The organism is Helicobacter mehlei, assembly GCF_003660265.1.
Taxonomy (GTDB): Bacteria; Campylobacterota; Campylobacteria; order Campylobacterales; family Helicobacteraceae; genus Helicobacter; species Helicobacter mehlei.
Window position 1 is genome coordinate 1 of record NZ_QXQP01000005.1, and the last position, 14,849, is coordinate 14,849.

Annotated in this window: 9 protein-coding genes and 1 pseudogene; 6 read left to right on the forward strand and 4 right to left on the reverse strand. The window is 46.4% G+C overall.

Translation table 11 applies throughout. The features are described 5' to 3' along the window. The 3 genes and pseudogenes from EAO36_RS02440 to tkt all read right to left on the reverse strand — a co-directional run. Positions 1 to 490: pseudogene (locus tag EAO36_RS02440) on the reverse strand (DNA translocase FtsK); the annotation flags it as partial. 87 nt (positions 491 to 577) lie between these two features. Continuing rightward, positions 578 to 2,875, reverse strand: a complete 2,298-nt coding sequence (locus tag EAO36_RS02445; protein WP_120955668.1) for a RecB family exonuclease — start codon at positions 2,873 to 2,875, stop codon at positions 578 to 580. Between the two features lie 2 nt (positions 2,876 to 2,877). Further along, positions 2,878 to 4,815, reverse strand: coding sequence for a transketolase (gene tkt / locus EAO36_RS02450; protein WP_120955669.1), 1,938 nt, complete (start codon positions 4,813 to 4,815; stop codon positions 2,878 to 2,880). 1,702 nt (positions 4,816 to 6,517) lie between these two features. Between tkt and EAO36_RS02455 the strand changes: the two genes are divergently transcribed. Further along, positions 6,518 to 7,834: a hypothetical protein gene (locus EAO36_RS02455; RefSeq protein ID WP_120947579.1), complete on the forward strand. Its 1,317-nt coding sequence runs from the start codon at positions 6,518 to 6,520 to the stop codon at positions 7,832 to 7,834. On the opposite strand, the gene gltX is transcribed toward EAO36_RS02455, so the two are convergent. Beyond that, positions 7,802 to 9,193 carry a glutamate--tRNA ligase gene (gene gltX / locus EAO36_RS02460; RefSeq protein WP_162983047.1) on the reverse strand — a complete coding sequence of 464 codons (1,392 nt, stop codon included), beginning with the start codon at positions 9,191 to 9,193 and terminating at the stop codon, positions 7,802 to 7,804. The two genes, EAO36_RS02455 and gltX, sit on opposite strands and share 33 nt — an antisense overlap. Before the next feature lie 67 nt (positions 9,194 to 9,260). On the opposite strand from gltX, the gene EAO36_RS02465 reads away from it, so the two are divergent. The 5 genes from EAO36_RS02465 to EAO36_RS02485 all read left to right on the forward strand — a co-directional run bounded on the left by EAO36_RS02465 (position 9,261) and on the right by EAO36_RS02485 (position 14,813). Beyond that, positions 9,261 to 10,076 (forward strand): 3'-5' exonuclease, encoded by an 816-nt coding sequence (locus EAO36_RS02465; RefSeq protein WP_120947583.1) that lies wholly within the window; start codon positions 9,261 to 9,263, stop codon positions 10,074 to 10,076. 96 nt (positions 10,077 to 10,172) lie between these two features. Continuing rightward, positions 10,173 to 10,511 carry a hypothetical protein gene (locus EAO36_RS02470; RefSeq protein WP_185962985.1) on the forward strand — a complete coding sequence of 113 codons (339 nt, stop codon included), beginning with the start codon at positions 10,173 to 10,175 and terminating at the stop codon, positions 10,509 to 10,511. Positions 10,512 to 10,519: 8 nt separating this feature from the next. Then, positions 10,520 to 11,911, forward strand: a complete 1,392-nt coding sequence (locus tag EAO36_RS02475; protein ID WP_120947586.1) for an NAD(P)H-hydrate dehydratase — start codon at positions 10,520 to 10,522, stop codon at positions 11,909 to 11,911. Continuing rightward, positions 11,911 to 13,548, forward strand: a complete 1,638-nt coding sequence (gene dnaB / locus EAO36_RS02480; protein WP_120947588.1) for a replicative DNA helicase — start codon at positions 11,911 to 11,913, stop codon at positions 13,546 to 13,548. The genes EAO36_RS02475 and dnaB overlap by 1 nt, the downstream gene beginning before the upstream one ends. Before the next feature lie 65 nt (positions 13,549 to 13,613). Beyond that, the gene (locus EAO36_RS02485; RefSeq protein WP_235852178.1) at positions 13,614 to 14,813 is read left to right on the forward strand and encodes a ComEC/Rec2 family competence protein; all 1,200 of its coding nucleotides are present in this window, start codon (positions 13,614 to 13,616) and stop codon (positions 14,811 to 14,813) included. Positions 14,814 to 14,849: the final 36 nt, after the last annotated feature.

Here is a 14,849-nt window from a genome sequence, read left to right on the forward strand (position 1 = left end):
GCTCTTTGGGGGTTGGGGGTTGTGTTTGGGGGGGATTTTGGGCTTGCCAAGATTTTAAGGGGCTAGGCTTGGGCTCAAAGAAGTTTTTTAGCGCATTGTTTAAGAGTTTGAGACCTTTTTTGAGTCTAGAGGGGGCTTGCAAACCAAACTGATAAAGCCATGTTTTGGAGGTTTGGTAGGTGCTAGGCATCAAAGTAGCCCACGCCCATATCCCCATGCATAAAATACACACCCACACCCCCAAAGACCCAATATAGACTTTTAACGCCCCCGTCAAGATCACACCCACCATACCTTTTTGGAACACCAAAGCCTGGATGAATAAGAGAGTCAAAAAGGCGATCAAGCTGGCTAGCAAGTGTTCTAAGGCTTTAAGAGTAGCGCGGCGTGCTAGAGTTACTATATAATACAGATAAAAGACATTGAGATAGCCCACATAACCAAAGTAATGGGTGTTAAAGCGTGCCACCTCTTGACCTATAGTCCCCACCAGCCCGCCACCCCCAAACCAAGTGGTTAAGAATAGAACAAATAAGAGGGCATAAAAAAGCCCAAACCCTATTTTAATGCCCCCTCCTCATTCTATGCCACACATATCAGTATAGGGGCAAAATTGGCAATTCTGTCTAAAGGGGGTTTTTTCAAAATCCACTTCACGATCCAAATCCCCCAATAAGGCTTCTAAGCGTTCTTGTTTGCCCTGCAATATTTCGGGGGTTTCTGGCACAAGTTTGCCTGCCCTGAGATCGTAAAATGCGGTTTGGATCTGACCCTCTAGCCCCAGAGAAGGGGCGGCAAGTTGGTAAATTAGCAACTGGTAATCTAAGCCCTTGGGGCTGTCTAGGTCCTTATCCACGCTCACTTTGGATTTAAACTTGTAATCCAAGATGGCATACGACCCATCTACGCCTTGATCGATGCGATCAATGCGCCCATTAATTAAAACCCCATGCCAAGAGAAAGAGAATTTTTTTTCACACGCCAACACCTTGCCACTAGCTAACCTTTTTTGCTCCTCAGCAAAAAACGCCCCCATTTTCTCCAAACCCAACTTAACATTTAAATGTTCTAATGGGCTTAGATTTTCTAGGCGTTGTTGGAGGTAGTTTTGCATGTGCGCTTTGGTGATGGGGGTTGCGGGGTGGGTGCTGTAGTGCTGGTATAAAATCTCATGGAAGAATGTCCCCATGTTGAAACCCTCTGTGGGCGTGGGCGCATAATTTTTGATATATTTAAAGTAGAAACGGCGTTTGCAGGCACTCCAATCGTTAAGCTTAGTCGCACTCCATGTAAAACCAGCAGGGATGGTTGTGGTGATTTTTTCCTCTTGGTAATTGAGTGTGCGGGGGTTGGGGAAGAGTTTAAAGGGGGATGGGCTGTTTTTGTTTTTATGGCAATCGAGTAATTGGAGCTCTAAGATCATCTTGGAGTAAGTGCCATTGTTGGCTTGGCTGTAGGCAATGTCTACTTGGGTGCTGTTTTGCAAAAGCTGGTAGTAATAGTGCTTTTTGAGATTCAATTTATCTTGCAAGGTGGGGATTTTGAGGCGTTGGCGGGTGGGGGTGTTTAAAAAGAGGTCGTGATCCTTGATGTGGGGCACGAGGTGATCGTTAAAATCCAGTAACACCACATGTTCAAAGCGCAAGCCCCTAGTTTCTAACACATCAAGTACCTTGACCTTCCCCCCGCCCACATCATCAATGCGTAAATCCTTGAGGGCACGCATGTAAAGTTCTAACAAGTCTTTAAACCCATAGCCCTTCAGGCTAGCTTGGATGGGGGCATAGGTGCACCTAAACTCCTCATTAAAACTTTGGAGTTTAGGCGGGATGGTGTGGTAGATTTGCAAACATTGTTGGCATGCTTGCTGGAGTTGCTCTAAGGGGGGCTTGGGGTTGTGTGGGTCTGGTGCAAAGTTTTCGAGGGCTTTTAAATAGGGCTCAAAGATCGCGCATGCCTCTTTCCCACGAGCAAAATTCAAATTGCCCTTAATATCTAGGAGTTTGAGCCATGCATTCATCTCAGGACTGGGCGTGATGATGGCTAATTTGCTAGGCTCTAAGCCTTTTTTGAGCCACTCTTGCACACGGGCTAAAGCTAAGCCAATTTGTTCCATGCGCTCATTAAAGCCCCAAATGTTGATTTTATCTTTGTCAAAGGGCGTGTATGTGCTGTGCAAAATAGGATTCTGCCCGCCCACAAGGGCGCGTAAATCTAGCGCGTAGGTGTGATCGACTTGCAATTCTAGGTGCAGAAAATCTAAAAAATCCTTGTTGTAGCGATCGCAAGCGGTGTGCAAGATCACGGGCACTATCTCATTGATTTTAAACAGCATTTCCTTTTCGCATGCATTTAAAAAGCCCTCCATGTAAAACTCAATGTGGTTAAATTTTTGGAGCACGCTGGGGAGCAAGATAGGTTTAAGTGCCAATAGCGGGTCGTAAAAACCCCATGTTTGCAGGGCTTGGGTGTAGCGATCATAAATGCGTTGCAAAATCTCTAGATGGTAGGCGTAATCCCCGTAGGTGTCTTGACTAGGGATTTGGGCAATGTCTAGATCAAACTTAGCTAATTCGCTAAAAAAATGCGCCACAAAAGCACTCCCATCCAAATACCCCAAAAAGGTCTTTTCAAAAACAATTAAGTTTTCTGACCCCTCTAAAACACCCTCCTCTTGCACCTCTTGGATCGCGCCCATTAAGAGCACTTGGCGCACGCCCTCTGGGATTTTTTGCAAATGGGGCACATAGCTCACTTGGCTATAAAACTCTGACACGCTCCAAACAGTGGGCAAAAACCCATCCTCTTGTTGGGCACAAAATGCATTGCACGCACGGCGACTACTAAAGACATAGAGAATATTTCCAGCAGACATGGCTAACTTTCCAGCAAACTTTGCGCTTTTTGGGCGATAGTTTCAGAGCTAAAACCAAAATGTCTAAATAGCGCAGAGCCCGGGGCGGACCTGCCAAAACTCTCCATATTCACAAGCGCATGCGCAAATCTAAACCACTCCAACCCACGGCTAGCCTCAATGGCTAACACCTTGCCCACAAATAGCCCGTCTAAATACGTGCGGTCCTGCTCTAAGAGCAAATCAAAGCAAGGCACGCTCACCACTTGCACGCCGATATCTTGTGCCTCTAACAAAGAAGCCGCCTGCAAGCACGCTTGCACCTCGCTCCCACTACTAACTAAGGTGATCTGCACAGGCTGGGGGCCTTGATAAAGCACATACCCCCCCCTTTGCACTTTGGTTAGATCGCCTATGGGCAAGACCTCAAGGTTTTGGCGACTCAGCACAAAAGCACAGCTCTTTTTAAGCCCCAAAGCCACCTGCCAACAAAGGACATTTTCATGGGCATCCATGGGTCTAAAGACATAGAAATTAGGCAGGGCTCTTAGGTGGCTCAAGTGTTCGATGGGCTGGTGGGTCGGGCCATCCTCGCCCACCCCGATACTATCATGGGTGAAAATATAAAAAACTTGGTTGCCCATCAGCGCGCTCAAGCGCAAACTAGCGCATAAATAATCGCTGAAGACAAAAAAAGTCGCACAAAAGGGCACAAACAAGCCATAATTGGCAATCCCATTACAAATCGCCCCCATGGCATGCTCTCTGATTCCAAAATGCAGATTGCGCCCCGCATGGGTGGGGTTAAAATCTTTTAGTCCGTGTAGAGTCGTGTTGTTAGAGGGGGCTAAATCCGCACTCCCGCCTAAAAAACCTTTGTAAGCCCGACTGATCGCATTTAAGATTTTGCCATTGCTCACCCGTGTGGCAATTTGTTGCCCGACCTCAAAAGTGGGGTAAGCCACTTGGCTAAAATCTTTGGCTTGCAAGTGAGCGATCTGCTCTTGGATGCTTGGGGTGAGCTTTTGCTCCCACAAACGCTCCCACACCTCGTTTTTTTCCATGTGAAAATGCAGGGCGGCACTCTTGGGGATATAAAAAGGGGGGTGTTCCCAGTTTAAAGCACGCTTAGAGTTTTCTAGCACCTCCAGGCCCAAAGGCGCGCCATGCACCTTAGAGCTCCCCTCCAAGCCCAAAGCCCCTTTCCCGATGGTGGTTTTAGCGATGACGAGCGTGGGTTTTAAGCTTTGTTTAGCACTCCTTAAAGCCCGATCGATATCTAAAAAATCATGCCCATCACAGCTAAGAACCTCCCAATTCTGCGCCCTAAAGCGCAACTCTACATCTTCGCTAAAGGCTAGATGGGTATCCCCCTCAATGGTGATGGCGTTGCTATCATAGATCACAATGAGATTTTTAAGCTCCAAATGCCCGGCTAAAGATGCGCTCTCATAGCTCAAGCCCTCTTGCAAATCCCCATCCCCACACAGACAATAGACCTTGTGATTGATGATCTCTGTGCCCAACATCTCCTGAGCCAACTTGCTAGCTAGACTAAAGCCCACAGCGTTAGCAAACCCCTGTCCTAGCGGACCGGTGGTGATCTCAATGCCCTCTGTGTGCTTGTATTCTAAATGCCCGGGGGTTTTAGAGCCCAGTTGTCTAAAGGCCTTTAAATCCTCCAAACTGATATTAAATCCCCACAAATGCAAGAGCGCATAGGCTAGAGCACTGGCATGCCCACCACTAAATACGAGGCGATCGCGATTAAGCCATGCCGGGTTTTTAGGGTTGATTTTCAAATGCAAGCCTAGCACCACCGCCACATCGGCTAACCCCATCGCCACACCCGGATGCCCGCTATTGGCTTGTTGCACCATGTCCGCACACAAAAAACGCAAAGTGGTTGCCATGTTTTGGAGTGTGGGCAAATCCTGGGGGCTTAAGGCTAAAGATTGCATACAATACCTTTTGATAGATTGGGCACATTGTAACATACTTCCCACAGCTTCAAGCTAAAGCATAGAAATACTCCCAATAAGCGCATTGGTGCAAACCCACACGACTAGCGAGGAGATCAGCCAAGTACAGGCCATAGAGAGGCAAGCACCCACACAAGACATACCAGCCTAACAAGCCCCAAGGCAACCACTGCCAAAAATACCCATCAGCGCACTATTTGGAGTATTAAAGAAAATTTAAGGGGAATTGTGGTCAATGGCACTAGCGGACGTTGCCCCTAAAAAGGGGGTTTAAACGGGTTTTGATATAACCATCAAAACCGCTAACACTACGATTAATTTCATAGTTTGCTCTCCTTTGGAGAGTTACCCCTCTCTCCAGCCCACGCTAAAAGCGCATTACCCCATAGCGCAAAAGGGAAGCAAACTACTATGTGACGCCCCCATTTTAACGCATTTTGGCTTAGGGAGGCGCATTAACGCTTTATTATCAACCAACGTTAAAGCATTTTGCAAATGCGTTGCGTTTGCGCATTAAACCCTTCGGCACTCTAAGATAGGGCTTTCGCCCTCTATATCATATAAACCCTTCGGGTTTAGTCCTTGTCCTCTCTCTAGGCAAATGCTAAGATGTTAGGGCAAATGAGAGAGTCAAGCAAGAGGGCATTGGCATTTAGAATTAGCCTAAACCACGTTTAAAAAGCAAAATGAAACCCAGTTTGCTAGCAAAGCCCAGCAATTAGAGACACAATTCAAGAAGGCCATTCAAGAGAGCTTAGATCACCCCCCATTCAACATAGATATATAAGCGTGTTTAGAGAATCTAGTCAGCCAGCAAATCCAAACTTTAATGCCCCCCAAATCAGCCAAAAGGCGCGCACAGGAAAATAAGAAGTTAGATGCTAGCAGATCGCACAAGAGGTACAAGATAACCTCAAAGAGGCTATTATTGCCAAGCTAAACCTAGAGGATATTTTAAGCCCTCATAGAGTTAGAGGGACTTTAGGGGAGATTAAAAACCCAAGTGGTGCAACACTGGCAAACCCAAGAACAAGCCTTTTAACCACTTTTCAAACCCAAATACAGGGCATTTTAGGCAAGGGGCAAGAGAAGCTAGAGCAGGGGACTTTAAAGCCAGATCGAGAGACTAGGGACTGGGCAACAAATCGCTTTTATCTCTAATGAAAGCCCAAGTGGAACGGCTTGACTTAGGTTTTTAAAAGAGCAACACGATCTCTTTACCCCGCCATTGAAAAGCACTTGAAGGCGTTATTTTTCAGGGAAATAGAGCAAGACTTTTTAAAGCGTTTTGCAAAGACGGCTAGCCCAAGAGACCCAATTCAGAGCTTCAAAGAAATGGATTTGAAGCCCAAATGCACTTAGAGAGTTTGTTGCTAGACAATGCGTCAAAGATATTGTAAGAGGAGCAAACAGAGCTGATGCAAATGCGTTTAAAAGAGTTGTAATTTGCTAATAATATGGCATTGGCGATGAAACGCCAAGAGCTCATCAAAAGGGTATCTTGCAAGAAGAGTGGCTGGATTGGTGTTTGTTTAAGTAGCGCAACTAAAACTAGGCAGTTATGAAACAATTAGTCTAAAAGATTACTAAATAGAATAAGAAGGCATGATACATTATCTTAAGGTTTATTTTATTAATGGCATATATGATTTCGTTTGTAATTCCATTTTCAAGGCGTGTGATGAAAAGTTTTAAGATATTAAAAAGAGTGTTGCCATGTAGCGTGGCTCTTTGTGGGTTTTTAAGTACGGGTTTGCAAGCGGCTAGCTTTGCTTACGATCTCAAGTTTATGAGCTTCACCTACAACTTGGCGGGCAAGGACAACCCTTATTGGAATAGTCTTGTTAATATGAAAAACCGAATCATGCCCGAGATTGGGATTCAATTTGACAAGCACCAATCTATCATGTTTGGGGGGTGGTTTATCCAAAATCTGCACACCCATTATAGTTATTTCCCCTACTCTTGGGGGGTTACGATGTATTATAGTGCGGTGGGCAAGGACTTTAGAGCATATGTGGGCATCATCCCCAGAACTTACACGATGGCATCCTACCCCTTAGCCGCCTTTAAAAAGCTCTTTTGGTTTAAAGACCCGACCGTTAGGGGGGCGATGTTCCAATATAAACCCGCCTACAACCCTAACCGCTGGTGGAATGGCTGGGCGGAGTTCATCATTGACTGGTATGGGGGGCGCAACTGGAATAACATTGGTGGCAAGAAATATGCCGCCAACCATTACAACATGAACCAAATGCTCTACTTTGGGGCGAGTGAATGGTCGTTTTTAAAAGGTTATTTGGGCTTTGGGGGGCGCATTGTGGCATTCCACAACACCAGCTCTTATAGCATGGGTGATCCTTATCCCTTTGGGGGCAACCCCGATCCAGCCATGCGCGGACAAGACCCACTATGGCCCAATGGTTACCCCTATGCCGCCGGGCAACCCGAGGCTGGCAAACCCGGTGTTTATTCTAACCCCACGGTGCTCGATCGCATTTACTACTATGGCTACATCAAAAGCGATTTAAAACGGCTTGCTCCCTTTTTAGACAAACTCTCTGTTGCTTTTGGCACAATGAGTGAGCAAGAGCATTACTGCGTGCGCTCGGGCAATCGTTGCGGGCCTAGCCAGTGGTACAATAGTTTTGGAGGGCAATTTGACTTCGAGGTACAGTATAAGGGCTTTGGATTTTACAACAAATACTACTTCTCTGACAAGCCCCAAATGAAGTTTTATGCCACCTATGGGCGCGCGCTCTATACGGGCTTGCCATGGTATCATGCCCCCAACTTCGAGCGCATTGCCCTTTATTATGTCTATAAAAACAAATTCTTAAGCGTGCGTGCAGACGCTTTCTTTAACTTCATGGGCGGGGGCGATGGGCATAGCTTGAATGGGCATGGGGGCAAGTGGTACACCACTTTCCAACAATTTGTAACCGTTGGTATTGACACCCGCCAATTAGTGGATTTTGTCCGCGCCCACCACAACTAAAAAAGCCTTTAATCGTTTTTGACTCTCTTGATCCCCTAGGATAAAGAGAGCATCTTTTAGCCCAATGCCCCCAGCCTTGCCTAGCAAGGCCAATCTCAAGGGCAACATCAAAGCCGCGCTTTTAAGCCCATGTTCTTGCATAAAGGCATGTAAAAAATCCTCCAAGCTCTCTGGACTACTAAAAAGATCGGGATGGAATGTTAAGGGTTCTAGGGCTTTGCATGCACCCTCTAAGTTTTTAAGTTTATTGAGTTCATAGGTGCTAGGAGGGGTTAAAATCTCTTGGATACTCAATGCCATTTGTTTGAGGGTGGCACACCTAGCTTTTAGTGCTTGCAACAACACTTCTTGCTTGAAGGGGGGTAATTTTTCTAAAGGGTTGCAACCAAAATCTTTTAAAAGCGTTTTGAGCCGGTCTGTGGGGCTTTCTTTGATATAATGGGCGTTGAGCCAATCAAGTTTGTGTAGGCTAAAGCAACTGGGCGCGCTGTTGAGATCATCGGGGTTAAATAAGTTAGTCATCTCAGCCAAGCCAAAGATCTCTTGATCCCCATAACTCCAACCTAAGCGCACTAAGAAATTTAGCAACGCCTCTTTAAGATAGCCCAAAGCCTTGTAATCCATCACCCCCATTGCTCCATCGCGTTTGCTGAGTTTATGCCCGTACTCATTAAAGATCATGGGTACATGGTAGAATTTGGGGGGTGTGAAGCCCAATGCCTCATATAAGATCAGTTGTTTGGGCGTGTTGCTCAGATGATCATCGCCCCGAATGACAACATTAATCCCCATTAAAGCATCATCTACACTGACCACAAAATTATAAGTGGGCGTGCCATCCGCACGCGCAATGATAAAATCATCCAATTCCTTAGCCTGAACCGCCACCGCCCCCTTGATCCCATCATCAAAACAGATAGCACCGCTTAAAGGGGCTTTAATGCGCACCACGGGTTGGTTATGCGGGGGTGTGCCCTTAAAATCGCGGTAACGCCGATCATATCTTGGAGTCTCCCCTCTAGCCCTTTGTGCCTCTCTTAGAGCCTCTAATTCCTGCTTGTCCATGTAGCAATAATAAGCCTTGCCTTGATCTAGCAAGCGTTGGATATGCTCTTGATAAACTTTTAAGCGTTGGGACTGATAGACAATCTCCCCATCAAAATCCAAACCCACCCACTCAAAGGCTTTTAAAATCGCCTCGCTGGCTTCTTGGCAGTTGCGTTTGGAGTCAGTATCCTCAATGCGCAAATAAAATTTCCCGCCATTTTTTCTAGCCCAAAGGTAGTTAAAAAGTGCTGTTCTAAGCCCGCCGATGTGTAAATGCCCCGTGGGCGAGGGTGCAAAACGCGTTACAACCATAGATGTCCTTTTTAAGCGCAAAAATCTTAAAATAGGCATTTTAATACAGCTAACTTAAGGGGCGGTTATGATCTGCGTGTTGGATATTGAAAGTGTACCCGATGTTGCCTTAATTCAAGAGCATTACCCACAAATGTGTATGGGGGCTACTAATGATTTAGAGATTTGCCAAAAGGCTTTTGAGTGGCAAAAGGAGCAAAGCGGGACAGCCTTTTTACCTTTGTATCTGCACAAAGTGATCTCCATTGGTAGCGTGATCGCCGATGATTACGGGCATTTTAAAAAGGTGGGCAATTTTGGCAAACAACTTGCAGAGAAGAGCGAAAAAGGCTTGATTGCGGATTTTTTAGCATTTTTCAACAAGCACCAGCCTAAGTTAGTTACTTTTAACGGGCGGCACTTTGATCTGCCCTTGTTGATGCTCAAAGCCCTAGCCTATAACTTAGATGCGCATGCATTTTATGAACAAGATAACCCAGAACGCAATAAAAGCAAATGGGAGAATTACCGCCAACGTTACAGCGAAAAATTCCACACTGATTTATTGGATAGCTTGTTGCAATTTGATAGTACAAGGGGGCTTAGTCTTAAGGGGGTTTGTGCGTTGTGTGGCTTGCCGGGTAAATATGATGTGAGCGGGGATCAAGTCCATGTGCTCTACCATGCGGGGCAATTAGAGCAAATTGATAGTTATTGCCAAAGTGATGTGCTCAACACCTATTGGCTTTATTTGAAATACGAGCTCAATAAAGGGCATTTGCTCAAAGAGGATTATTTGAATATTTTGGTGCATTTAAAAGAGAATTTGCCCTCAGAGCAACCCTATACCTCCTTTTTCACCCAAGCTTTGCTAACCGAGATTGACAAAGAGTTACAAGCTTGAGTTTGTCTAGGTTTGTTATGATCGCCAATCTATACAACACAAAGGATTAACATGTTAAAAAATGCCGTATTTTGGCTTTTAGGGGCAGGCTTGCTTATGGCTGAACCCAACCACGATTTGAAATTTGATGTTTTTTACCGACCTGTGGGCGGGAAGATGATGGAGAGCATGATCAAACGCACTTATATGCGTATCACTTCTTTAAACAATGAAGCAGTGTTGATTGAAGATATTATTATCAACCGCGGGAACTCTTGTGCCATTGCCAAAAAAATAGGTGATAACTTCAAGGATAAGTTTAAAAAACAACCCTTGTTCAACTACCGCCTCAAATATTCCCAAGAAAGTGCTTATGAACTCAAATGCGCGCCCTCCCAGCTCCTAGAGATCAAGATTGTAACTGATAAGGGCGACTTTGAGCGCAAGGTGCAATAGGGGCTAGCGTGCAACCAATTTTTCTGGATAAAAGGGAGCTAGACAACCGCGCGCAGGTGCTCTATGGCTTAAGCGATCAGCTACTGATGGAAAATGCTGCCAATGCCTTAAAGCAGGTGATTTTAGCGCGGGCTAAAGCCCCTCAAGAGGTATTGATCGTGTGTGGGGGCGGGGATAATGGGGGCGATGGGTATGCTTTGGCGCGCCAGCTCAAGGGGAGTGGTTATGGCGTGCGTGTCTATGCCCCCAAAACCCCTAAAAGCACTCTATGCCAAATCCAATACCAGCGTGCTCTAGCCACTCAAGTGGAAATGGTTTTGGGCTTGCAACCCTGCGCTGTGTTGGTAGATTGCCTCTTTGGGTCGGGCTTTAAGGGGGATTTGAGCCCAGAAGATCAAGAACTCATCACACAAATGAACGCCTTAGAGGGGCTTAAACTGGCTTGTGATGTGCCTAGCGGGATAGACTCTAAGGGGTGCGTGGATTCTGTAGCCTTTAGGGCAGATGTGAGTGTGAGCATGGGGGCTTTGGGGCTGGCTCTTTTTAGCGATGTAGCTAAGGACTTTGTGGGCGAGGTGGTTGTGGGGGATTTGGGCGTGGGGCGTGGACTCTATGAGATTGAAAGCCCGCTTTTTTTGCTGGAGAAAAGCGATCTATGCCTGCCCCTGCGAGTCAAGCAGAACACGCATAAGGGGTATTTTGGGCATGTGTGCGTGTTTGTAGGCGAGCAAAGTGGAGCGGGCTTACTCAGTGCCCAAAGTGCTTTAGCTTTTGGAGCAGGGATGGTGAGCATTGTGGGCGATGGGTCGCTAAAGAATAGCAAGCCCCTAGAAATCATGTATGCCTCAGATGTGTTGCCACAAGCTAATGCCTTTGCCATTGGCATGGGCTTAGGGCAGAGCGTACCTAGTTGCTTGGAGCAAATGCTCCAACAAGGTCCATGTGTGATCGATGCGGACATGTTTTATCGCCCCTTGTTAAAGGATTTATTAGAGTTGCCCTATGATTTGGTGCTCACCCCCCATCCCAAAGAGTTTTTATCCCTCTTGCACATGGTGGGCTTTGAAGTGAGCATGCCAGAGTTATTGCAGGCTAAACTGGATTATGCCCTAGCCTTTAGCCAAGCCTACCCGCATGTGGTCTTGCTCTTAAAAGGGGCAAATGTGTTCATCGCCTACAATGGGCATATCCACATTAATACGCTAGGCAGTAGCGCGTTGGCTAAGGCTGGGAGTGGGGATGTGCTCAGTGGCATGATCGCTGCACTATTGGCACAGGGTTATAGTTTATTGGATGCTAGTATCCATGCTAGCCTTGCGCATGCCCTAGTGGCTCAAGATTTTTGTTCCTTTGCCCTCACGCCCTTGGAACTCATCAAGCACCTAAAAGAGTTAGCCTAATGACCTACACAAACACTTCCCAAGAGAATTTAATCATGATGGAAAGGGCGGTGTTTTCAGCTCTTTTGGAGGGCAATAAATACGAAGATTTTGCCTCGATACTCAAGCCCGATGACTTTTTTTATCCCAGCCACCGCCTTCTTTTTAACCTCTGTGGCACGCTTTATGACGCCAAAAAGCCCGTTGATGCGTCTTTTTTAGATAAAGAGTTGCTCAAACACGCCAACCACCAAACGCATCGGGAGGCGTTAGCCCAAATCATAGCAACTTCTCCCATTGCCAACCTAGAGGCTTATATCCGCGCCATTCAAGAAGCCGCAATCCACAGACGCTTGTTGCAACTCAGCATTGAGATTAGAGAGCAATGTTCCCAAGACAAGCCAAGTTCCATGATCTTAGATGAGGTGGAGCGCGCCCTTTATCAAATCTCCATGCAGGATGCCAAGAAGAGTTTTAGACCCGTTACAGAGATTGTTTATAACACCCTGAAGATGATTGAAGAAGCCAAACTACGGGGCAACAACAAAGTTACGGGTTTGGATACGGGTTTCCACCAGCTCAACGAATACACGGGGGGGTTTCAAAAGGGGGATTTGGTGGTCATTGGGGCTAGACCCTCTATGGGTAAAACAAGCTTTGTGCTCAATATCGCCCAAACCACCCTAGCCCACAACCAAGGCGTGGCGATCTTTAGCATGGAGATGAGCGGGGAGCAGTTGATGATGCGCCTCCTCTCCTCATTGTCTATTTTGCACCTGCATGACCTCAAAATGGGGAATTTGACAGACCCTGCTTGGGAGAATCTCTCTAGGAGCGCGCAAAACATCGCCCAAAAGCCCTTGTTCATTGATGATAGCAGTGTTTTGACCATCCAACATGTACGTTCCAAATTGCGCCAGCTTAAAAACCAGCACCCCGAGATTGCCATTGCCATTGTGGATTATTTGCAACTGATGAGCGGGGATCGTGGCGAACTCAAACGCCACGAGCAAGTTGCCGAAATCTCTAGGGGACTTAAGACTTTGGCCAGAGAGCTAGATATTCCCATGGTTGCCTTATCCCAGCTCAACCGCGCCTTGGAAAGTCGTGAAGATAAACGCCCTATTCTATCCGATCTCAAAGAGAGTGGAGCGATTGAGCAAGATGCCGATCAAGTTTTATTTTTATACCGCGATGCAATCTATAAAAAACGCGCCCAAAACGATCTGCTAGCCAAAATGCGCAAAGAGGGCAAAACTGAGGAAGTTAAAAAGCTAGAGAAACAATTTAGCGAGGAGGGTAAGTTGGAGTTTGGGCGAAACAATGGAGTAGAAGATGCCGAGATCATTTTGGCTAAAAATAGGAATGGGAGCATTGGGACGATTAAAGTGGGCTTTAATAAGGCTTATACCCGTTTTGAAGATCGCATTGAGCAAGAGGGCGATCAAAAACCCACCAACATGTCCAATGTGCCCGAAACGACCATGTCGGGTATGCCAAAGCCAGAGCCTTCTTATGATCTCGAGACGACCATGCCTAACATGTTGGAGTTTGTCTCCGTGCCCGAAACAAATACGCCAAGCATGTTAGAGCCTGCCGATGTGCCCGAACATGCCTCTAAAGAGTCCATGACCCTTGTACCCATCAACCACCGCTGAAAACACATTCTTTAGTCCAGCCCCTCTTACAAACTAAGCGCGATTGCTTGGGGGTGTGCCTTATCTTGCTCACTCTCCTTGCCCTTTCACTGGGCTATAAATACACCCAATACCAAACATTTTTAGGCAAAAAACCCCTAAGAATGCATGCTCAAGTGATCTTACAATATGCCAAGGGTCCCCAGCCCTATTATGTCCTCAAGCTCAAAGACCAGCATGGCAATCTCTTTTTCACCACCAGCAAAGAGGACATCAAGGACTTGACCTATGCTTTTGTGCAAGTCTATGGCAAGATGGCAAAATGTTCCTTTTGGGAATTTTTAAAAAGCTGTTATTTCCACACCTTTTATCTTGCCCTAAGCCCTTCTAAAGATTATAAAAACCCACTACGCACCTCTATTAACGCCCAACACCTAAACCCGCTGATGGGCAACTTCTACAACACTTTATTTCTAGCCGATTCTTTAGATGCACGCACCCGCAAGGTGAGCGTAGGGCTAGGCTTGAGCCACATCATCGCCATTAGCGGGTTTCACTTGGGAATCCTCAGTGCCTTTTTTTATGCCCTCTTTAAAATCCCCTATACTTTTTTGCAACAACGCCACTTCCCCCACCGCAACCGCACCTATGATTTGGGCGTGCTGGTGTTGCTTGTTATGGGGGTTTATTTGGTGCTCTTGGACTTCCAACCCTCATTTTTGCGCGCTTTTGTGATGGCTGTGGGGGCGTTTGTGCTCTTTTTTAGCGGGGTGGAATTGTTGAGCTTTGCGTTTTTGTTATTGGTGGTGCTGGTGGGTTTAGCCCTCTTCCCAAACCTAATCCGCCATATCGGCTTCATTTTGTCGGTGAGCGGGGTATTCTATATTTTTCTTTTCATCAAATACACGCCCAAAATGCCCGTTTGGCTCTATGCACTCTTGTTTAATAGCACGATTTTCCTCCACATGCTCCCCATCGTGCATGCCTTCTTTAGCCCCTTTAGCCTCTACCAACTCAGTGCGATCTTATTAGCCTTTGTCTTTGTGATCTTTTTCCCCCTAACTCTCATCTTGCATACTCTAGGCTTGGGGGGCGTATTTGATCCTTACTTGCTTAAAGCCCTAGAGTGGCACATCCCCACTTTGGACTACCTTACCCCTAAGTGGCTCTTGGGGCTCTATGTGAGTCTCTCTTTGTTAGCCATGCGTTATAAGTGGGCTTATATCGGGCTTTATGTGGTGGGTTTGGGAGTCTTTGCTCTCTTAGCCCTGCGTGCGCTTTATTGATTTTTATGCTAGAATAGGGATTTTTAGAAAGGCTAG

What these genes read in the sequence shown, in the direction of transcription:
- EAO36_RS02445 (WP_120955668.1), bottom strand. Translation starts at nt 2,875, where the DNA reads ATGTCTGCTGGAAATATTCTCTATGTCTTTAGTAGTCGCCGTGCGTGC.
- tkt (WP_120955669.1), bottom strand. Translation starts at nt 4,815, where the DNA reads ATGCAATCTTTAGCCTTAAGCCCCCAGGATTTGCCCACACTCCAAAAC.
- EAO36_RS02455 (WP_120947579.1), top strand. Translation starts at nt 6,518, where the DNA reads ATGAAAAGTTTTAAGATATTAAAAAGAGTGTTGCCATGTAGCGTGGCT.
- gltX (WP_162983047.1), bottom strand. Translation starts at nt 9,193, where the DNA reads ATGGTTGTAACGCGTTTTGCACCCTCGCCCACGGGGCATTTACACATC.
- EAO36_RS02465 (WP_120947583.1), top strand. Translation starts at nt 9,261, where the DNA reads ATGATCTGCGTGTTGGATATTGAAAGTGTACCCGATGTTGCCTTAATT.
- EAO36_RS02470 (WP_185962985.1), top strand. Translation starts at nt 10,173, where the DNA reads ATGGCTGAACCCAACCACGATTTGAAATTTGATGTTTTTTACCGACCT.
- dnaB (WP_120947588.1), top strand. Translation starts at nt 11,911, where the DNA reads ATGACCTACACAAACACTTCCCAAGAGAATTTAATCATGATGGAAAGG.